Origin of the sequence: Arboricoccus pini (genome assembly GCF_900187945.1) — a bacterium.
GTDB lineage: Bacteria > Pseudomonadota > Alphaproteobacteria > Geminicoccales > Geminicoccaceae > Arboricoccus > Arboricoccus pini.
The window spans coordinates 478,024-497,913 of sequence record NZ_FYEH01000001.1; the positions used below are offsets into that span (position 1 = coordinate 478,024).

General features: G+C 62.5%; 14 protein-coding genes. 9 read left to right on the forward strand and 5 right to left on the reverse strand.

Annotation, left to right across the window (positions count from 1 at the left end; genetic code table 11):
• Nucleotides 1–5: 5 nt before the first annotated feature.
• Complete coding sequence (locus tag CFB17_RS02305; RefSeq protein WP_133063820.1) at nt 6–668, reverse strand: hypothetical protein; 663 nt, start codon at nt 666–668, stop codon at nt 6–8.
• Nucleotides 669–860: 192 nt separating this feature from the next.
• Between CFB17_RS02305 and CFB17_RS02310 the strand changes: the two genes are divergently transcribed.
• Nucleotides 861–1,400, forward strand: a complete 540-nt coding sequence (locus CFB17_RS02310) for a peroxiredoxin (RefSeq protein ID WP_088559756.1) — start codon at nt 861–863, stop codon at nt 1,398–1,400.
• A gap of 116 nt (nt 1,401–1,516) precedes the next feature.
• Entirely contained in the window at nt 1,517–2,050 is a 534-nt protein-coding gene (locus tag CFB17_RS02315; protein WP_088559757.1) for a carboxymuconolactone decarboxylase family protein, read from the forward strand.
• 27 nt (nt 2,051–2,077) lie between these two features.
• Here the strand turns inward: CFB17_RS02315 and CFB17_RS02320 are convergent, their stop codons facing one another.
• Complete coding sequence (locus tag CFB17_RS02320; RefSeq protein WP_207761890.1) at nt 2,078–4,324, reverse strand: mechanosensitive ion channel family protein; 2,247 nt, start codon at nt 4,322–4,324, stop codon at nt 2,078–2,080.
• Nucleotides 4,325–4,496: 172 nt separating this feature from the next.
• On the opposite strand from CFB17_RS02320, the gene CFB17_RS02325 reads away from it, so the two are divergent.
• The 3 genes from CFB17_RS02325 to plsY all read left to right on the forward strand — a co-directional run bounded on the left by CFB17_RS02325 (nt 4,497) and on the right by plsY (nt 7,609).
• Nucleotides 4,497–5,447 carry an aspartate carbamoyltransferase catalytic subunit gene (locus CFB17_RS02325; RefSeq protein WP_088559759.1) on the forward strand — a complete coding sequence of 317 codons (951 nt, stop codon included), beginning with the start codon at nt 4,497–4,499 and terminating at the stop codon, nt 5,445–5,447.
• Nucleotides 5,444–6,742 (forward strand): dihydroorotase, encoded by a 1,299-nt coding sequence (gene pyrC / locus CFB17_RS02330; protein WP_088559760.1) that lies wholly within the window; start codon nt 5,444–5,446, stop codon nt 6,740–6,742. The genes CFB17_RS02325 and pyrC overlap by 4 nt, the downstream gene beginning before the upstream one ends.
• Before the next feature lie 249 nt (nt 6,743–6,991).
• Nucleotides 6,992–7,609: a glycerol-3-phosphate 1-O-acyltransferase PlsY gene (gene plsY, locus CFB17_RS02335; RefSeq protein ID WP_207761891.1), complete on the forward strand. Its 618-nt coding sequence runs from the start codon at nt 6,992–6,994 to the stop codon at nt 7,607–7,609.
• A 5-nt stretch (nt 7,610–7,614) separates the two neighbouring features.
• Here the strand turns inward: plsY and CFB17_RS02340 are convergent, their stop codons facing one another.
• Nucleotides 7,615–8,220: a class I SAM-dependent methyltransferase gene (locus CFB17_RS02340; RefSeq protein WP_243389675.1), complete on the reverse strand. Its 606-nt coding sequence runs from the start codon at nt 8,218–8,220 to the stop codon at nt 7,615–7,617.
• A gap of 63 nt (nt 8,221–8,283) precedes the next feature.
• Here CFB17_RS02340 and dprA point away from each other — a divergent pair, with 63 nt between their 5' ends.
• The 3 genes from dprA to rnr all read left to right on the forward strand — a co-directional run bounded on the left by dprA (nt 8,284) and on the right by rnr (nt 14,545).
• Complete coding sequence (dprA, locus tag CFB17_RS02345; protein WP_088559762.1) at nt 8,284–9,450, forward strand: DNA-processing protein DprA; 1,167 nt, start codon at nt 8,284–8,286, stop codon at nt 9,448–9,450.
• Nucleotides 9,451–9,575: 125 nt separating this feature from the next.
• Nucleotides 9,576–12,245 (forward strand): type I DNA topoisomerase, encoded by a 2,670-nt coding sequence (gene topA, locus CFB17_RS02350; protein ID WP_088559763.1) that lies wholly within the window; start codon nt 9,576–9,578, stop codon nt 12,243–12,245.
• A 5-nt stretch (nt 12,246–12,250) separates the two neighbouring features.
• Nucleotides 12,251–14,545, forward strand: a complete 2,295-nt coding sequence (rnr, locus tag CFB17_RS02355) for a ribonuclease R (RefSeq protein ID WP_088559764.1) — start codon at nt 12,251–12,253, stop codon at nt 14,543–14,545.
• A gap of 30 nt (nt 14,546–14,575) precedes the next feature.
• Here rnr and CFB17_RS02360 read toward each other — a convergent pair whose 3' ends face one another.
• Nucleotides 14,576–15,625: a peptidylprolyl isomerase gene (locus CFB17_RS02360; protein ID WP_088559765.1), complete on the reverse strand. Its 1,050-nt coding sequence runs from the start codon at nt 15,623–15,625 to the stop codon at nt 14,576–14,578.
• A 91-nt stretch (nt 15,626–15,716) separates the two neighbouring features.
• Nucleotides 15,717–18,005: an LPS-assembly protein LptD gene (locus tag CFB17_RS02365; RefSeq protein ID WP_165769377.1), complete on the reverse strand. Its 2,289-nt coding sequence runs from the start codon at nt 18,003–18,005 to the stop codon at nt 15,717–15,719.
• A gap of 366 nt (nt 18,006–18,371) precedes the next feature.
• On the opposite strand from CFB17_RS02365, the gene CFB17_RS02370 reads away from it, so the two are divergent.
• Nucleotides 18,372–19,886, forward strand: a complete 1,515-nt coding sequence (locus CFB17_RS02370) for a leucyl aminopeptidase (protein WP_088559767.1) — start codon at nt 18,372–18,374, stop codon at nt 19,884–19,886.
• Nucleotides 19,887–19,890: the final 4 nt, after the last annotated feature.

A 19,890-nucleotide genomic window follows, 5' to 3' on the forward strand; every position in this document is an offset into this window, starting at 1 on the left:
CGAGTTCAACGGATGAACAAGGAGCGAGGCTGCGTGGCTGAAGCCGTTGAGGCAGGCGGCATGGGCGAGGGCTGCGCGGGTATAGGAGTTCCAGATAGGGGAAACGTCTCGATGCTCGTAGAAGCGGCTCCAGCGACATTCTGTTGTGTCGTCAAGGCATAGGGACTGGCCGAGCGGGCCGTGTAGGCGTCGAGCGACGCGGTGCCGATCCTGCCCGGCCGATTTTGCATTTTTGTAGCGGTAGGATCGGCGATCGGTACTGAGGCCGGTACACTGCGATAGCTCTGTTGTCGCGCCGCGGCCGCGGCGGCGGGCACGTTGATTGGCTTGCCCGCCGGCGTCACGACGCGGCGATAGCGCGGCGGTCCGATGGGATTGCCCAGTTCGTCCGTCTCTGGCGAGGTCCAGTATTCGAGGCTCGATTTGTCCAGCACATCTTTTTGATAAACGGCCGTGAACCGGTTCTCCTGACCGGGTTGAGGCGTCGGATAGCAATCGGCATCGGCCAGCGTCTGGTAGCAAAAGACCGGCACTTGCGGCCCGCTCGGCGCGGCTGCGCTGAAGTAGGGCGGCGGCGCATCGAAGCTGCAGGCGCTAATCGCGCAGCAGACCATTAGCCGGAGGAGCCGGTGGAGCAGAATGAATGGGGATCGGTGGGGCCTGTTCATGCATCGACTATCGACGCGATGGGTTAAGCGTCGGTTAACGCCTTGGGCGGAAAGTCGCAGGGCGTCCTGCTGCGTTGCAACCTAGCATGACACCTATACCCCAGCGCGGCATGATGGCACGTGCGCTCGCCCGCCGGGCGAACTACTATGCGCCCAGAAATACGTTTGATTTTGAGCATGGAGAAACGTCAGATGCTGACCGTGGGTGATAAATTTCCTTCTTTCGATCTTAAGGCCGTCATCGGCCTTGACCCCAAAACGGCGTTCACCCGTGTCACGGAAGGTTCGGACGAGGGCAAATGGAAGATCGTCTTCTTCTGGCCCATGGATTTCACGTTCGTTTGCCCGACCGAGATCGCCGCGTTCGGCAAGCTGAACGGCGAATTCAACGACCGCGATGCCGTTGTTTATGGCGTTTCGACCGACAGCGAATTCGTGCATCTGGCATGGCGCCAGAACCACGATGACCTGAAGAGCATCCCCTTTCCCATGCTGGCCGACATCAAAAAAGATCTCACGGTCGCTTGCGGGGTGCTCCAGAAGGAAGCGGGCGTGGCTCTTCGAGCCACCTTCATCGTCGACCCCCAGGGCATCATCCGTTTCGCCTCGGTCAACGATCTCGATGTCGGCCGTAATCCGCAGGAAGTACTGCGCGTGCTGGATGCGCTGCAGACCGACGAGCTCTGCCCTTGCAATTGGCAGAAGGGCGACGATGTCCTGAAGGCCGCCTGATCGGCCTTACCCCCGGGCGGTTTTGACAAAGCCCGGCCGGCAACGGCCGGGCTTTGCATTTCTGCCCTCGCCCAGTTAACGGGCGCTTGCCCAATCATTGCCCGGGATGACGAACCATGTCGTTGGAAGATCTGCGCGCCAGCCTGCCGGACTATGCCAAGGATCTGAAACTCAACCTGTCTTCACTTGCGAATGAGCAGGTTCTCTCGGCTCAGCAATTGGCCGGCACTTTTGTCGCCTGCGCCATTGCCTCGCGCAATGCCGCTCTTACATCGGCGGTGGTGGCCGAGTACGGCGCCAAGCTGTCGCCCGAGGCACTGAACGCCGCCAAGGCAGCGGCTGCGATCATGGGCATGAATAATATCTATTATCGCTTCACCCATTTGGTCGAAGTCCCTGACTACAAGACGCTGCCCGCCAAGCTGCGCATGACCGTCATCGGCAGGCCCGGCGTCGAGAAAGTCGATTTCGAGCTCTGGTCGCTGGCCGTTTCCGCCATCAACGGCTGCGGCATGTGCCTTGAAAGCCACGAGCATGTCGTTCGAGAGGCGGGTCTCAACACGGAGCAGGTGCAGGCCGCCGTCCGCGTCGCCTCGGTCGTGCATGCTGTAGCCGTCGTCCTCGATGCCGAGGCAGCCCTCTCGGCCTGAGCGCATCGTGACGACGACGAAGGCCGCTCAGTTCGCGGCTTTCGTCTCGCCGCTTCGCATTGACTCGACGGCCGCGCTCGCTGCGGCCCCCAAAACTGCGTGCTCGATGTCGGCTACGCGTTCCACCCTGACCACGACGCCGCTGCCCATGAGCTCGATGCCGTTGGCTTCGAAAGCGGCCAGGATTCGCTGGTAGGCTTGGCGGCGGATGACAAACTGGCGACCTGGCCGGGTAATGTACTTCACGCCGACGACCAGCACATTGCCTTCGATATTCCGAACACCCTGTGACTTTGGCGGCTGGATGAAATCGGGTCCCATCTCGGGATCCGCAGCCAGCTCTTCGCCAACGCGCTTCACCAGCCTGCGCACCAGATCGAGATCGGTGCCGACAGGCAGGCGAAATTCCAATCGCATCAGCGACCAGTCGCGCATGTAGTTCGTCAGCGATTTGATCTGCCCGAAGGGCAAGGTGTGCAGCATTCCTCGCTGATGGCGCAGCTTCAGGGAGCGCAGCGAGATCCCCTCGACGGTGCCGCGAATGTTGCCAACTTCGACATAGTCGCCCATGCGAAAACTATCCTCGAAGAGGAAGAAGACGCCGGCCAGGATGTCGGCGATCGTCTGCTGGGCACCCAAGCCGATCGCGATGCCGACCACGCCGGCACCTGCCAGGAGGGGGCCGATCTCGATGCCCAGCGAGGAGAGCACGATCATGAGGACGATGGCCGTGAGCGCGATGCGCAGGAAGTTGCGAAAGAGCGGCAACAGGGTCTGCATGCGCTGAGCCCGGCTGGAGTCCATGTCTCTGCTGGCCAGTTCGAGACGCCGGTCGATCCAGCGCTGGATCAAGGCCCAGCCGACATAGCCCAGAAGGATGACGATCCCCACATTGGCGAAGATGCGCAGCCCATAGTCCGCAAGGCCCATACGCGCGGGGTCGAAACCCCATATATAGGCGACGACGAGGATGCCCAGAAGAATGAGCATGATCCAGACCGCACGCATCAGCTTGGCGACGTGCATCTCTGCACTCAGAGCAGGCTGAGACGCCGCGGCGTCGGGAAGCTCGACATGCGCCGCGCGGCCAGTTGCGGCAGCCTCGGTCTGCTGCATTTCAGCGCGCATGAAGAACGTTAAGAGCAGATAATTGATGAGTCGTCCGGCCAGCGGGATAGCCAGAAGAATGGCAAAGCTCGCGATGGCGAGCGGCACCGCCGCGGCGTGCCCTTTCAATGAGGCATCGACGACGAGAAGCCAGATAGCGACCAGGTAGGCCCCGATTCCCAATGGGATGAGCGTGGCGGCCACGCCATCATGGTGGAGCATGCCAAAGCGCGCCAATAGCTTCGGGACGACGTCCTTACGATGCGCGATGAGGAAAGCCAGCAGATAGAGAAAGGGCAGGGCGCTGGCCGGCAGCCACAAGGCGAGTGCCGAGTTCAGCGGCAGCCCTACATGCCAGAGCAGCAGAAGGAAGCCGGACGGAATGAGGATCAAGGCCATCGTCACGGTGATGGCGCGAGAGAGAACCTCCGCGGTCCGGTCGTCGACAGGTAGGAGGCGTAGGGTCGGCTCGTTCGGTGCGAGCGTCATCCCCGTCAGCGCGATGACGATCCAAAACGTGATGCCCTGGCGGAGCAGCAATTCCAGGGCAATCGGTGCCGCGGGGTTGCCCGGATGAAGCACCAAGTAGGGCAGCACGATCAATAGAGCGTAGCTGGCGATGGCGGCGATGGTGCTTGCAAGGAGGACAGCGCGTAGCCGGAATCCACGCAGGTTCGGATGACGCCGGCGCAAGATAGCGTTCAGCCAGCGGCGCATGATGATCGAGCCCGCGATCGAGGCCAAGGCGATAACCACGATGGTTGCAATGAATGCGCCGGGCGGGGCGTTCATGGCTTCGCCCCGAGGATTGCGCAACGCGTGGCTGACGGTCTCGGACAGGCCGTCATAGCTGGCAAGCACTTCACGCAGACGCCGGCTATAGAATTCCAGCATCATTTCTTCTGAATTTTGGGAACTGACCTGATGTCGCGCCGTCTGGGCGGTGAGGATTTGGCGTAAGGCCTCGCGGCCGAGTAAGGGGTCGGCTGAGCGCGTGATCGCCTCGATCTGGGACTCGCTCATTCCGTCGGGGAAAGCCTGGAGCAGCGAGTCGATGCTGTTCTCCTGGGTGGACGAGCTTGGCGCTGCCTTGAGTTGCGGCAGGCTTGCTGCGAGCGCGACGCCCTCTGCTCCTGTTATGCAGAGCCAGAGGACCAGGAACGCCAACGGCTGAAGGCTCCACCGCATAGATCACCCCTCGTTCATTTTTTGTTTTAGAGCATGTGCCAATGGTTGATAGCCAGCGTCTTGCTCCGGATGCGCGCTGGCGGCATAGTCCGCGCCGTTTGCGCCCTGCCTACAAGGCGGGCCGGCGACGGATCGAGCGGGAGAATTGGCGATGGACGTTGGCCGGGGGTTCGGTGGCAAGCATCTCCTTGGCATCGAGGGCTTGCAGCCCTTCGAGATCGCCGCCGTTCTCGATCGCGCCGACGGTTTTGTTGATTTGAACCGTCGCAATGACAAGAAGCTATCGATTCTCAAGGGGTTGACGCACATCAATCTCTTTTTCGAAGCCTCGACACGGACCCAGACCAGCTTCGAGCTTGCTGGCAAGCGCCTGGGCGCCGACGTCGTCAACATGTCGATGGCCAATTCTTCCATGAAGAAGGGCGAAACGCTGATCGACACGGCGATGACGCTCAATGCCATGCATCCAGACGTGCTGGTCGTGCGGCATCAAGACAGCGGCGCCGTGGCCCTTCTCGCCCGCCATGTTCGCTGCGCCGTCATCAATGCGGGCGACGGAACGCACGAGCACCCCACCCAGGCCCTTCTCGATGCGCTTACCATCCGACGTCGCAAGGGACGCATCGAGGGTCTGACCGTCGCGATCTGCGGCGACATCCTGCACAGCCGGGTCGCGCGCTCCAATATCCATCTCCTCCTGGCCATGGGGGCTCGGGTGCGCATCGTGGCGCCTCCCACGCTCCTGGCGGCGGGACTCGAGGATTTCGGCGTCGAAGTGTACACTGACATGACTCGCGGTTTGGCGGGCGTCGATATCGTCATGATGTTGCGCTTGCAGGTTGAGCGTATGCAGGGGAGCTTCGTGCCGTCGCTGGCCGAATATTTTCATCTCTTCGGCCTCACCTACGACAAGCTGCGCGCCGCTCGCTCCGACGCCTTGATCATGCATCCTGGGCCAATGAATCGAGGTGTCGAGATCGATGGCGTCGTCGCTGACGACATTGATCGGAGCGCCATTCTCGATCAGGTCGAAATGGGGGTGGCGGTCCGCATGGCCTGCCTCGATATTCTGACAGAAAGCCTTCGGGGAGCCGACGCTTGAGCCGTCCCCTTTTGATCATCAATGCTCGCCTCCTCGATCCAGCAACCGGTCTCGATGTCAAAGGCGGCCTTCTGGCCGTCGGTGAACGCATCGCTGAATTGGGCCCGCAGGTCACCGCAGCGATGGCGCCCAGTGGTGCCGAGATCATCGATGCTAAAGGGCTCTGCCTGGCTCCGGGACTGGTTGATATGCGCGTGCAACTGGGCGAGCCCGGCGCGGAGCATAAGGAGCGCATCGACAGCGGCGCCATGGCGGCTGCCGCTGGCGGCGTGACCAGTCTTGCCCTGCTGCCCAACACCGATCCGCCGATCGATAATCCAGCCATGCTGGAGTTCGTCGCGCGACGTGCTCGGCTCGTGAAGCTGGTGAAGGTCTATCCCTACGCCGCTCTAACGAAGAAGCTTGAAGGTAAGGAGCTAGCCGAACTCGGCCTTCTCAAGGCAGCCGGAGCGGTTGCCTTCACCGATGCCGACAGGACCATTGCCAACGCCCGGCTGCTGCGTCGCGCTCTATCCTATGCAACTTTATTCGATGGCTTGATCGTCCAGCATCCCGAAGAGCCGGAGCTTGCGCGCTATGGCTATGTCACGGAGGGGGCGCTTGCATCGAAGCTGGGTCTCTCTGGCATTCCCGCAGCTGCCGAGATCATCATGGTCGAGCGCGACCTTAGGATACTGGAACTGACCGGGGGACGGCTGCATATCGCGCACGTCTCGACGGCAGCAGCGATCGAGGCCATCGCCGCTGCCAAGGCCAGGGGGCTGCGCGTCACCTGTGATGCCAGTCCTCATCATTTGGCTCTGAATGAGCTTGAGATCGAAGGCTATCGTACCTTTGCCAAGGTGCGCCCGCCCTTGCGAAGCGAGCAAGATCGCCGTGCCGTCGTCGCCGGACTCAAGGACGGCACCATCGACGTCATTGCCTCGGACCACTGCCCGCAGGACCAGGACAGCAAGCGGCAAACCTTCGCTCAGGCTGAGCCGGGTGTCATCGGCGTGCAGACAATGCTGCCCGTCGCCATGCGTCTGCATTATGAGGATGGCATGCCGCTTTTGGATCTGCTGCGCCGCATGACGTCGGCTCCTGCCGATCTGCTTGGCCTCGATGCCGGCCGGCTGCGCAAGGGCAGCCCGGCCGATTGCGTTCTCTTCGATCCCGACGCACCCTGGAAAATCACTGAGCAGGCGCTTTTCAGTCTCTCCAAGAACAGCGCCTTCGAGGGCCGCCTCGTCCAGGGCAAGGTGCATCGAACCATCGTCGATGGCCGGACGATCTACACCGCCGCCGAGGCATGAGCGGGGTTGCTGCGATGTTCGTTCAAAGTTCAATTAGGGTGCCGTCTCGCGACATGGAATGTCTCGGTTTCGGCAAGCGCCTGCGCGCAGGCCATGGGCCGTCCGTTCCGCGCGACGCCACATAATGCAGTCCTGCCGGGCGCTGCGCGCTGGATTTAGGGCTGCCTTCGCATGAACAGGCCACCCCTCTGGCCTTCCGATGCTTAAGCTTCTATCTGGCGAACCATCGTTGACTAGTGGACGGAGAGCATGGGTGAGCAAGGAATGGCCTGGGGCTGGCCGGTAGCGATCGCCTTCGTCGTCGCCTATCTGATCGGCTCGATCCCGTTTGGCTTCCTGATCACTCGTCTTGCCGGCGCCGGTGACATTCGGACGATCGGGTCTGGCAATATCGGCGCCACCAACGTGCTGCGCACGGGCCGCAAGTCCCTGGCCTTGCTCACGTTGCTGGCCGACCTCCTCAAGGGGGCCGTCCCCGTCTGGGTCGCCTTCGGGCTGCTAGGTCCGGAGGCCGGACTTGCGGCCGGCGCCGCCACTGTGCTCGGCCACTGCTTTCCGGTCTGGCTGAGCTTTAAAGGCGGCAAAGGCGTGGCTACGGCGGCCGGCGTCATCCTGGCCTTGACGCCCCTTGTCCTGGTGCCGATCCTCGCGGTGTTCATCATCGTGGTCTGGCTTACTCGCTACGTCTCGCTAGGCTCGATGCTGGCGGCGGCGTTGGCGCCAATCGTGGCACTTCTTCTCGGCCATGAGGGACCAGCCCTGCTTTTCCTAGGGCTGGCCCTCCTCATCGTAGCGAAGCACGGGCCCAATCTTGGCCGTCTCATCGGCGGCACGGAGAGCAAGGTCAGCTTTTCCAGCCGGCGCTGAAGCCCTTAGGGCTTGTGCAGCACCAGATGCCAGATATGCCAATATTTCGTTGTCCCGCGCGGCGTGATCCCTTCGTGCGACTCTTCCTCGAGAAGTTCGACCGCATAGTCCTTGGTCAATCGGTCGATCTCCAGCCTGTCATGGCCGTGGCACGTGCCGCGTCGCACCCACGAATCGTCTGGCCCGAAGAGTTGCCCGGCAAAGCGACCGCCCTTTTCCAGCGCCCGGTTGATCCGTTGCCAAAGGTCGAGAAATGCTTCCTTCTCAAGGAAAGGAAGAACGAAGCTGGCATTCACGAGCTTGGCCAGGGGTAGGTCTGCCGTCTCCAGCCTATCCTCGCGCAGCGTCAGTTGTGCCTGAAGGCCGGGCTCGAGAGCTGCCCTCAGCCTCTCCAGCCCCTCGGATGTCGAATCGATCGCAACCACACGCCAGCCGGCTCGCAGCATTGGCAACGTCTCGCGGCCAGCACCACAACCAAGATCGAGTGCAAGGGCAGGCCCAATGCCCTCGCGTTCGAAGCCTTGCAGTGCGGTCACCAGGGTATGGCGAGGCGGCCTACCCGCAGTGGCATCGTAATAGCCTTGCCAGCGATCCGGCATCGGTTCGTTCATTCTCCTGGACACCATGGCCTAGGGTTGATTACAGCGACATATTCTGCACGTAACGGGCGACTGATGCAGCTATCGACCATCGATCCGGACGAGCAACGCGCTTGGCTACAATTGGCCCGCTCGCGTGGGATCGGGCCTACACATGCGTTACGCCTTTTCAATCGCTTCGGCAGCGCCGTCGAGGCGGTAGCTGCTCTGCCCAGGCTGATCTCCACGGATCGATGGCCAAATTGTGTGCTTTGCTCCGCCGGGCAGGCCGACCGCGAACGCGATGCCGTGGCGCGGAGCGGCGCCCATCTTTTGGTCTATGGCGATTCGCGCCTGCCAGCCGCACTGCGCGAGATCGCCGATCCACCAGTGGCACTCATCGTTCGCGGCAGCCCGGCATTGCTGACGGGCGAGGGCGTTGCGATCGTCGGTGCCAGGGATGCCAGCGCAAACGGCTGCACGCTTGCGAGCCGCATTGCCTTTGATCTGGCGGAAGCGGGGATGACGATCGTCTCCGGGCTCGCTCGCGGCATCGACACCTTCGCGCACCGAGGCGCCCTTGACGGCGGGGGGACGACGATCGCTTTCGTGGGTGGGGGCGCCGACGTGATCTATCCGCCGGAAAATGCCGAGCTGACCGCGAAGATCGCGGCGTGTGGCTGTGTAATCAGCGAAAGGCCGCTTGGTGCCATCCCGAGGGCACGTGACTTTCCAAGGCGCAATCGCTTGATCTCCGGTTTTGCCAAGGGCGTTTTGGTGGTCGAGGCCGCGTTGCGCTCCGGTTCGCTCATCACGGCGCGTCTCGCCGCCGAGCAGGGGCGTGAGGTCATGGCGGTGCCGGGCAGCCCGTTGGACCCACGACATGGCGGCACCAACCATCTTCTCAAACAAGGTGCCACCCTGGTCGAGAATGCCGCCGACATCCTGTCTTTTCTCCGCCCCTTGAGCGACGCCCGGATGGGGCCAGACAGGCCGATCCATCCCTCCAAAGCCGAGTCGGCGGCTAGCCGCAGGCATTTTGCACCTGGAGGTACGGCGACGATGGCCTCGCCGCGGCGCCAAGTCCTGACGCTGGAAGAGCAGCTTCTGCAACTGATAGCCATGGAGCCCGTTGCGGTTGACGAACTGGTGCGCCAATGCCAAGCATCCGTCGCTCATGTGCAGGAGGTTCTTTTGGAACTGGAATTGGATGGTCGCATCGACCGGCATTCCGGTAATCGCGTGTCCCGCCGTGCTGCTTGAACCTTTGCCGCAGTTGCAGCGTGGCCTTCTTCCACCCATAGGATAGAGCGCGGTTCGTAAAGAACGATGGGCGGCCATCGCTTGCGAGACCGACCTGAACTCACGGACCGCGTAGCAGAGAGAGCATGGACGTCGTCGTCGTCGAATCGCCGACCAAAGCCAAATCGATCGAAAAATATCTGGGCCCGGGCTATCGGGTCTTCGCTTCCTATGGGCATGTGCGCGACCTGCCGGAGAAGGACGAGGCCGTGCAGCCCGATGCCGACTTCGCCATGGAATGGGAGGTGCTGGATCGGAAGAAGAAGGCGCTGGACGATATCCAGACAGCGCTCAAGACATCCGACAAACTGATTCTGGCGACCGATCCGGATCGCGAAGGTGAGGCGATCTCCTGGCATCTTCTCGAGGTACTGGCGAAAAAGAAGGCGATCGCCGACAAGCCCGTGGAGCGCGTCGTCTTCCATGAGATCACCAAGCGCGCCGTCCTCGAGGCGATGGCGAATGCCCGGCAACTCGATACCGACCTCATCGACGCTTATCTGGCGCGTCGGGCACTTGATTATCTCGTGGGCTTTACGCTCAGCCCTGTCCTTTGGCGCAAGCTGCCAGGATCCCGCTCGGCTGGCCGAGTCCAGTCCGTGGCCTTGCGGCTCATCTGTGAGCGTGAGAATGAGATCGAAGCGTTCGTTGCCCGGGAGTACTGGACTGTCGAGGCGCTCCTCGAGACGAGCGGCAAGGATCGTTTCACCGCGCGCCTGACTGAGCTTGCCGGCAAGAAGCTGGGCAAATTCGATATCGGTGACGCCAAGGCGGCAGAGGCTGCGACGTCGGCCGTACGCAAGGCCGAGCTTTCGGTGCGCAAGATCGAACGCAAGCAGGTGCAGCGTACGCCGTCCCCGCCATTTTCAACCTCTACGCTACAACAGGAGGCGTCGCGCAAGCTGGGCTTCTCGGCCTCGCGGACGATGCAGGTGGCGCAGCGGCTATTCGAGGGCATCGAGCTCGGTGGTGAGACGGTGGGCCTTATCACCTATATGCGGACCGACAGCGTCAATCTTTCGAGCGAGGCCATCGGCGGCGCCCGCCGCGTCATCGCTGCTCGCTTTGGCGAACAATATCTGCCGGCCAGTCCTCGCGTCTACAAGACCAAGGCCAAGAATGCCCAGGAGGCGCATGAGGCGATCCGGCCGACCGATCCAGCTCGCGTGCCTGCTGATGTCGCCTCCTATCTGGCGGCGGACGAGAAGCGGCTCTACGAGCTGATCTGGCAGCGAACGATGGCCTGCCAGATGGCGGCCGCCGTTTTGGATCGTGTCGTTGTCGAGATCGGTGACAGCGGGCAGCAGATCGGGCTGCGGGCCACCGGCCAGACGATCGCCTTCGACGGGTTCCTCAAGCTCTACCAAGAGGGTCGCGACGATCGCCAGGCCGACGAGGAGGAGGACGATGACCGCCTCCTGCCGAATATCAAGGAAGGCGAAGGCCTGGGTCAGAGCGACGTCAAGCCCAGACAACATTTTACCGAGCCGCCGCCGCGCTTTACCGAGGCCTCGCTGGTCCGACGGCTGGAGGAATTGGGCATTGGGCGCCCCAGCACCTATGCCAGCATCATCTCGGTCCTTCAGGACCGCCAATATGTGAAGCTCGAGCAGCGGCGCTTCGTGCCCGAGGATCGAGGCCGTCTGGTGACGGCGTTCCTCCTCTCCTTCTTCGACCGTTATATCGAGCCCAGCTTTACGGCTGGCCTCGAGAACAAGCTCGACGACGTGGCAGCGGGCGAACTTTCGTGGAAGGACGTGCTGCGGGAGTTCTGGGCCCCCTTCAAGGGGCGGATCGACGAGGTGATGGAGCGGCGCGTCGCCGAAGTCATCGAGAATCTGAACGAAAAGCTGGGTAGTTTCCTCTTCCCGGAGCGCGAGAACGGCGCGAACCCACGCGGCTGCCCCAATTGCGGTACAGGCACGCTGTCACTAAAGCTCGGTAAGTTCGGCGCCTTTGTCGGCTGTTCGAACTACCCTGAATGCCGCTACACGCGCCAACTGGGCGTGACGACGCTGGAGGGTGGTGCAACCGAGCGACTCCTTGGCGTCGATCCCGGCACGAGCGAGGAAGTCTGGCTGAAAGCTGGTCGTTTTGGGCCTTATCTGCAGCGCGGCACGGGAGAGGAACCCCGTCGCTCCTCGTTGCCGCCTGGCTACGAGCCCGCGACGATCGACTTCGCCACGGCTATGCAAATCCTGGCCTTGCCACGCGAGATCGGCACCGATCCCAATAGCGGCGAGCCCGTCGAAGCAATCCTCAATCGCTATGGCGCCTTCGTTCAATCGGGTGCCCAACGCCGCAAGCTCGACGCCGACGACGATGTCTTGACCGTCGGTCTCAACCGGGCACTGGCCCTGCTTGCCGAGAATCCGGGCAAGGGTGCTGCGCCGCGGCGTGCGGCCGGTCCGACCAAGGGGCGCGACCTTGGCGCCGATCCCGACACCGGCAAGGCGGTCAAGCTCCTTGATGGTAGGTTCGGCCCCTACGTCACTGCGAACGGTGTCAACGCGACCCTCAAGAAGGATATGGATCCGGCGACCCTCACACTCGAGGCGGCCGTTGAACTTTTGCGCGCTAAAGCGGCGCGCTCAGGCAAACCCGTCCGCGGTCGAGGGAAAGCTGCCGCGAAACCGGCTTTGAAGACCAAGGCGGCAACAGCCACCTCCGCTCTCAAGCCTAAAGGAGCGACCGCGACCAAGAAGGCATCTAAGGACAAGCCGGCCAGCAAGGCTCCCGCCCGGCGGAAGGGCTGACGCATTTGGCCTCGCCGCCACGCAAACCCGAGCGAATGCCCTCGCGGGACGAACTGCTGCGCGTTTTGAGCCAAGCCGAGGAGCGGCCCAGGACCAATGAGTTGCTCAAGGCTTTCGGCCTCAAGGCTACTGCCCGGCCGTTGATGAAGCGGATGGTGAGGGAGCTCGAGAGCGAAGGGCTGATCGTCAGCAGGCGTGGCCGCAAGCCACGCGACGTCGCGCTGGACGGTCTGCCGCCCGTCGGTGTCGTCGACGTCACTGCCATTGACGAGAATGGCGACCTCGTATGCCAGAGCGCCATGGCCGCCGCGGCGAGGATCCTTCTGCCGGTTGAGGCCCTGGATGGCAAGGCGCCTACCGTGGGCGATCGTCTCCTCGTTCGACTCTATCCCCGCGGTGCCGAGCGCTATGACGCGCATCTGATGCGGTTGTTGCCGCGCCTGGAGAACGAGGTCGTGGGTGTCCTCGAACAAAGCGAGGATGGCGTCCGGCTACGGCCAACCGACCGTAATGCCAAGATGGAATACCGCGTCGGACCAGAGGATCTGGGAGGAGCCGGTCTCGGCGATATGGTCAAAGCCAGTGTGGTCCAGTCGCCACGGCCCTTGGCTTTACCACGCGCTCGCGTGTTGGAGCGGCTGGGCCGAGCTGACGATCCCGGCATCGTCAGCCTCGCGGTGGCAACGCGGCTGGGGCTGCCCATGGCCTTCTCCGCTCAGGCGCTGGCATTGGCCGCGGCCGCAACTCAGGTCGAGCTTGGCAAGCGGACGGATTATCGCAATCTTGATCTCGTCACGATCGATGGCGCGGATGCGCGCGACTTCGACGATGCGGTCTGGGCCGCTGCCGATCATGCCCCATCCAATCCTGGGGGCTACCGGATCGTCGTCGCGATCGCTGACGTCGCGCATTATGTCCGGCCGGGCGATCCGCTCGATCGTGATGCGCATGAGCGCGGGAATTCCGTCTATTTCCCGGACCGCGTCATTCCCATGCTGCCGGAGGAGCTCTCGAACGAGCTCTGCTCGCTCAAGCCGGAGGTCGAGCGGGCTTGTGTCGTGGCGGAGATGCGCATCGATGCCAACGGATCCTTGCTTGATCAGCGCTTCAGGCGCGGTCTCATGCGTTCGCGCGCGAGGCTGACTTATGAGCGCGTCCAGGCGGCGCGTGACGGCTTTCCCGATGACGAGATCGCCCCCCTGTTGGAGCCCGTGATCGGACCGCTTTATGCGGCCTATGAGATCCTGGCTGCGGCCAGGCGCAAGCGAGGGGCTATCGATCTCGATCTGCCCGAGCGTCGTGTGATCTTCGCCGAGCCGGGTCAGATGGCCGAGGTCACGCGGCGCGTGCGGCTGGACTCGCATATGTTGATCGAAGAATTCATGATCCTCGCCAACGTGGCGGCGGCAACCGTCCTTGAGGAAGCGAACCAACCAGCGCTCTATCGCGTCCACGACAAGCCGGATCCGCTCAAGCTTGAGACCTTGTCCGAGTTCCTCGAGCGCGTCGGCGTGCCCTGGACCAGAGGCGCCAAGCGGCCCGGCGATTTCACGGCTCTTCTCGAAAAGATCAGCGAGCCAGCGATGCGAGAAACCGTATCGGGCTTCATTCTTCGAAGCCAGGCGCAGGCCGTTTACAGTCCGCGCAATATCGGCCATTTCGGCCTGAACCTTCGGCGCTACGCGCATTTCACTTCGCCCATCCGACGCTATAGCGACCTTGTGGTGCACCGGGCCCTCATCAAGGTCTGCAGGCTCGGTGAAGGCGCGCTGCCCGAGACGGACGTCGAGGCGCTGGCCGAGGAGGGGGCTCATCTCTCACGTTGCGAGCGGCGCGCCATGGAGGCCGAGCGGGCCGCGCTCGACCGACTTGTCGCCCTCTACATGGCGGACAAGGAGGGCAGTCGCTTCGCTGCCAAGATTACAGGTTGCCAGCGATTCGGCCTGTTCGTCGTTCTAGATCAGATCGGCGCCGAGGGGTTGGTCCCGGTCTCGTCGCTGGGCGAGGACATGTTTCAGTTCGACGAGCGCCACCATGCGTTGGTCGGACGGCGCTGGGGCAAGGTTTTTGCCTTGGGCGACCGTGTCGAGGTGGTGCTGGCCCTGGCGGACACGACCACGGGTGCACTGCTTTTTCGTATCGTCGAGCACAAGCCCGGCGCGACGGCGGAACTGGCACGCGACACCTGGTCGAAAGGTTATTCGGCGGGCCGTGGTGGCGCTTGCGGCCGCAATCGATCCGGCCGACCGGCCAATATCCGCATGGGACGCGGCAAGAAGAGCGCGCCGCGGCGCAAGTAGCAGCTCCGTTCGAGCCCGTCCGGCCGCTGCTCAGCCACTTGCGCGAATGTCAATGAAGGCGTTGCGCCTGAGATCACGAAGATAGCGCTCCGCCAGCCGCTCGAGCTGGCTCTGGGAGAGCTGTTGGCGTACGGCATTTCGGTCGTTCTGTCCGGCCTGCGCGCCAGCCGCTCGACGCTCCGAGACGTAGAAGATATGGATGCCGACGGGTGTTTCGACTGGGTCGGAGACTTGGCCCGGCTGCAGTCGGCCGATGATCGGCTGGAGATCGGGCAGGACGGATGATACCGGCACCCAGCCGAGATCGCCGCCATTGTCCTTACTCTGCGCTGCGCTGAACTGGCGCGCCACGGAATTGAAATTGGCGCCGTTACGAACCTCCTGCGTCAATTGTCGCGCATCCTCCATCACCGCCTTCAACTGGCCGGGCTCATAGACGGGCAGTAGAATCTCGGAGAGACGGACTTCTTCGTTGGCGGTGTTGGGGGCTCGCATGGCGAGACTGATCTGATCCTCGGTGACGACCACCTTGGGTCTGACCTCACGCTGGACCACGCGGATCCAGTCGATCTGCGCACGAAGCTGATCGCGCACCAACCCTGCGGCCACCCCTCGGCTGCCCAGGAACTGAGTGAGTTGATCGCGTGTCATATTATTGCGCTGGGCGATGTTGTCGAACGCTTTATCGACATCAGTCTCGTCCGCATCCAGCTTCAGGCGTTTGGATTCCTGAATCTCTAGTCGTTCGTCGATGAGCGCGCGTAGCACTTGCGGTGCAATTCGCTGTCGTGTGTCCGTCGTGTCGGGCAAGCCGGAGATCACGATCGCCAGGAGGATGCGTGCGCGCAACTCCTGCTCGGTGATAATCTCGCTATTGACGACCGCGATGATGCGCTGGACCGTGGTGGCCTGGGCCTGGGCCTGGGCCTGGGCCTGGTGCGGAACCAAGGAGGGAGCCGAGCCAAGGACACACGCAAGGCAGAGCGCTATGCCACTTCGTAGCGGACGCCTGCTGGCGTGACCGGCAGACTGGATCAAGAAGGAATGCGGCATGGCTCGCCCGTCGAGTGTGATACGCATCGTTGACTAACGGGGAACTGCTTCCGCCTCAAGGCCAAGCGGCCTTCAATGCGTGTTTTACCGAATACGACCCTAGGGCCTTCTCCCATCCTCAATAGCCTGAAGATACGCTGCCAATGGTGGCAAGGGACACGCGTATCTTGAATGATACCTCGTCTTTGAGTTCACCTTGCTGGACGAAGCTCTGCTCCAAGCCGGCCAGGATCTGTATGCAAGGATGGGTATAGAGAAGCCCGAAGAGGTTGGAGACCTCGGAATCGCTGGTCAGATCACGGCGAAATTGCGAGGCCACCGCCAAGCGATCGGTCATCTGATAGCGTACGCCCGCGGTAATTTCCTCGCGGGTGTCGTCGGTCAGATCGACCGCGTCGTCATAGAGTTTCAGATAGCCGATGTCGAAACGCAGCCGTGGTGGCCCGAAACTCACCTTGATATCGCTGCGCCGAAGCTTGAAATTGTCCTTGTCCAGCCGGAAGCGATAGCGGAAGTTCAAGAGTTCCGTCGGCCGAAAGTCGATTCGGCCCACATAGTCGGAGAAGGTCGTGTCGAGCCCCGAGCCGCTGGGGAAATAGTCGTTGACCTTCGGCTGATAGGTTTGGCCGATGACCCCGTCAATGTCGACGACCCCAGGCCCAAGCGAGCCGAATCGAAGACCATAGGAGACGCGTGTCCCGTCATCGACGAGATCTAGGCCGGTGAAGCGGTTTTCCTCGAAGATATTCGTCTCGTCGTATTCAAACTCGATGCTGTCTTCGTTCGGAAAACGCCTGCTGTTTAGCCCGTAGGGGGCTAGCTGCGCTGCCACGACCGGCTCGAGGAAATTCTGCCAGGATCCCGTCTCACCGATGAGCGGAATGCTATAGGTGCCAAACGCCTTGGGAAAAGCGCGAGCTTGCGTACCGTTGCTATTGTCGGTCGAGGTCAGATTTCGCGGATCGCCCGCATAGTCGTAGAAGTCCGCGCGACCACTCAATCTCAGTCGGCCGACACCACCGATCTGGTCGACCCACGGAAGCTCCCAGCCGACCGTGTTGGAGATCCGGCGCGTGTCCAGGCCCTCGTCGCGAGTAAGTGCGACGAAGTTCGCATCATAGGTAGCGGTGCTGCCCCAACGCAGCGGCGCCGAGCGCGTATTGTATTCGATGACCGGCAAGACGAGCGGAATGGTGCCCTGCTGCTCGCCCTCCCGCAGTGACTGGAAGCCGTAAGCGGACAGGCCGAAGAAATCCTGGTCGACGATGCGCTGCACATAGACGTCGTTTTGCAGAATGTCGGCTGAGGAGATGTTGAAGCGGTCGAGATAGGTATTGTCGCTCGAAAGATTGAGATCGAAGCCGCCTACCCAATCTTGAGAAAACTTGTAGCGACCCGTGCCCGAAATATTGCCCCGGAAGTCGAACTCGTCGTCTTTGCTAGCCTGGGCCGTCTTCGCGTATTTCTGGGTGTAGGCACCGCTGGCCTGAAGCGTCGTGAGGCCGAAATTCTCAAGATCGCGTCCCGTGACGAAGAGAGCTTCACCGCCACTCGTCGTAAACATCGGCGTCAATGTTATGTCGCGGTTGGGCGCGAGGTTGACGAAGTAGGGTGTTTCGAACGTCAGGCCCAATTCCGAATTGGTGCCTCCAGTGGGCGCGAGAAAGCCCGATTTGCGCGTCACCGTCGGATCTGGCTGCGAGAAGAAGGGCGTATAGAAGACCGGGATGCCCAGCACCTCGAACCGGGCATCCCGAAAGACGATCTCGCGCGCCGTTTCATCCCAGACTGCCCGCTGTGCCTTGATCTGCCAGAGTGGCTGGCTGCCTTCTTGCTTGCAGACCGGGCAGGGCGTGTAGACGACCTTGTCGAAGGTGTTGATCGTCCCGTCCGTACGCGTGCCTTGAACCGCCGCGATCCGCAGTTGATCCTGCGTCAGCGTCCTGATGCCTTGCGCCATGCCGGTCTTGAGATCGCCCGTGACCTCCATCTCGTCGGCAAAGGATGTGTGGCCGCTCGGATCGAGCAGGATGACGTTGCCATAGGCATGCGCGCGGTCGGTGCGCCGATCATAGACGACCTTGTCCGCGCGCAGGCGCTGGTCGCCCTGGCTGAGTTCGACATGCCCGGTCGCCGTCAGATTGTCGGCTCCTTGGTCGAATGCCAGCTGGTCGGCGGTAATGACCGTGGGCTCCTTGCTGCCCGAGCCGATCGGCGCCATCGCCAGTGGCGGCTTATCGGTCGAGACGCCGTCGCTGGTATCTTGGCTGTTGGGCAGCGGTTGCGAGGGATTACCGCTATTGCCTTGCGAGCCAAGGGTCTGGGCCAAGGCTTCGGCCGCAGGCAAGAAGGCGGAAGCCAGGCCCAAGACTAAGAGAGCCAGGGATGGGGAGGGGCGACGTTTCACCACCGTCCTCCCTCGTTGCGAGCCATGCGCTCGCCCCATTCAGCACTCAAGGTGCGGTCCCTCCTGCTAGCGGTCTTGAACGGCTCCAAGGGCGCTCTCTTCAAATGGCTCGAAACACTGTCGGGCAAATCGACAGACTCTTGCGGCGAGCATCTTTAGTGACCGGCGCGGTGAGCGTCCACAGCGGCGCCCGGCTCCTCTTGCATTCTTCCTCGCCAGGGTGTCGCATTTGGCACGCATCCTGCCGCCGAGGCCAACGAGGTCCCGTCCGCAGTTGAGCGTCCGAGGCCAAGCCTCTGCACCGCTTCGTCTTTTGCGATCGGCGGCAAGGCGTTAATCTCGCGCAAAAGCTGGAGTCAAAGTTTGATGGATCTGATCCTGAGCAAAACGTCGCCTGCCGTGGAGAGTACGCTCGTCGTGCTCGTCGATGCCGATGGCGGTCTATCCGCGCCGGCACGGCAACTCGACGACAAGGCGGGCGGCATTGTTCGTCGTGCCCTGAAGGCACAGGGCCCGGATGGCCCGAAGTCGGGCTCAGTCCTGCATCTTTTGGCACCTGGCGGCCTCGAGCTCGACCATCTCCTCCTCGCGGTCCTGGGAAAAAAGGAAGCGGGTGCCCCAAAGCGACTGGAGATCGAAGAGCTTGGCGCGGTCATCGCTCAGAAGCTCGGGGCGCTCAAGGTGGCCGAAGCCAGCCTCGCGCTCCCCGAGGCAAGCTTTGCCGCCACGGCTGCTCCGGCTTTGCTCGAGGCGCTGGCCGCCGGCGCAGCCCTTCGAAGCTACCATTTCGGCAAGTATCAGCGACCGGAGAAGAAGGATCAGCGCCCCCGACTCGAAAAGCTGACCTTCGTGCTGCCGTCGGATGCCGGTTGGGAGCCATCGGCTGCCGAGGCAGCTTTGACGGCGGCCCGGCACGTGGCAGACGGTGTCGTGCGGACCAAGGACCTCGTGAGCGAGCCTTCCAATGTGAAATATCCTGAGACGGTCGCTCTCGCCTGCTTGGAACTCAAGGCTTTCGGTGTCGAGGTCGACGTCCTGGACGAAAAAAAACAGGCCGAGCTCAAGATGGGGGCCTTGCTGGCCGTAAGTCAGGGTAGCGCTCGCCCCTCCAGGGTGGTCGTCATGCGCTGGAACGGTGCCGGCGCCGACGAGGCGCCGTTGGCCTTCATCGGCAAGGGCGTCACCTTCGATACGGGCGGTATCTCGATCAAGCCCGCGGCCGGCATGGAGGAGATGAAATGGGATATGGCTGGTGCCGGCACCGTCATCGGCCTCATGCAGCTCCTGGCCAGTCGCAAGGCCAAGGTCAACGTGGTGGGCGTCATTGGCCTTGCCGAGAACATGCCCTCGGGCACGGCGACGCGGCCGGGCGACGTCGTCACGGCGATGTCGGGAACCACGATCGAGGTCATCAATACCGATGCCGAGGGGCGGCTCGTGCTCTCGGACGTCCTTTGGTACACGAACGAGACCTTCAAGCCGCGTTTCATGGTCGATCTGGCAACGCTGACGGGTGCGGTCGTGGTTGCCCTTGGCAAGGAGCGGGCGGGGCTATTTGCCAATGACGACAAGCTGGCCGCCCAGCTTCTCGCCGCGGGCGACGCCACCGGCGAGAAGCTCTGGCGCCTGCCGCTCGGCAGCGACTATGACAAGCACATCAAGAGCGATATCGCCGATATCAAGAATGTCGGTCGGTCGCGCGAGGCCGGCTCGACGGCGGGTGCTGTCTTCTTGCAGCGCTTCGTCGGCGAGACGCCATGGGCGCACCTGGACATAGCCGGAACCGCCTGGAGCAACCGCGACTTGCCGCTGTCGCCCAAGGGTGCCACGGCGTTCGGCGTTCGCCTCCTAGACCGACTGGTGGCTGAAAACTTCGAATAGGTCG

What these genes read in the sequence shown, in the direction of transcription:
- CFB17_RS02305 (WP_133063820.1), bottom strand. Translation starts at nt 668, where the DNA reads ATGAACAGGCCCCACCGATCCCCATTCATTCTGCTCCACCGGCTCCTC.
- CFB17_RS02315 (WP_088559757.1), top strand. Translation starts at nt 1,517, where the DNA reads ATGTCGTTGGAAGATCTGCGCGCCAGCCTGCCGGACTATGCCAAGGAT.
- CFB17_RS02360 (WP_088559765.1), bottom strand. Translation starts at nt 15,625, where the DNA reads ATGCGTATCACACTCGACGGGCGAGCCATGCCGCATTCCTTCTTGATC.
- plsY (WP_207761891.1), top strand. Translation starts at nt 6,992, where the DNA reads ATGGGTGAGCAAGGAATGGCCTGGGGCTGGCCGGTAGCGATCGCCTTC.
- CFB17_RS02370 (WP_088559767.1), top strand. Translation starts at nt 18,372, where the DNA reads ATGGATCTGATCCTGAGCAAAACGTCGCCTGCCGTGGAGAGTACGCTC.
- CFB17_RS02310 (WP_088559756.1), top strand. Translation starts at nt 861, where the DNA reads ATGCTGACCGTGGGTGATAAATTTCCTTCTTTCGATCTTAAGGCCGTC.
- CFB17_RS02325 (WP_088559759.1), top strand. Translation starts at nt 4,497, where the DNA reads ATGGACGTTGGCCGGGGGTTCGGTGGCAAGCATCTCCTTGGCATCGAG.
- dprA (WP_088559762.1), top strand. Translation starts at nt 8,284, where the DNA reads ATGCAGCTATCGACCATCGATCCGGACGAGCAACGCGCTTGGCTACAA.
- CFB17_RS02340 (WP_243389675.1), bottom strand. Translation starts at nt 8,220, where the DNA reads ATGAACGAACCGATGCCGGATCGCTGGCAAGGCTATTACGATGCCACT.
- topA (WP_088559763.1), top strand. Translation starts at nt 9,576, where the DNA reads ATGGACGTCGTCGTCGTCGAATCGCCGACCAAAGCCAAATCGATCGAA.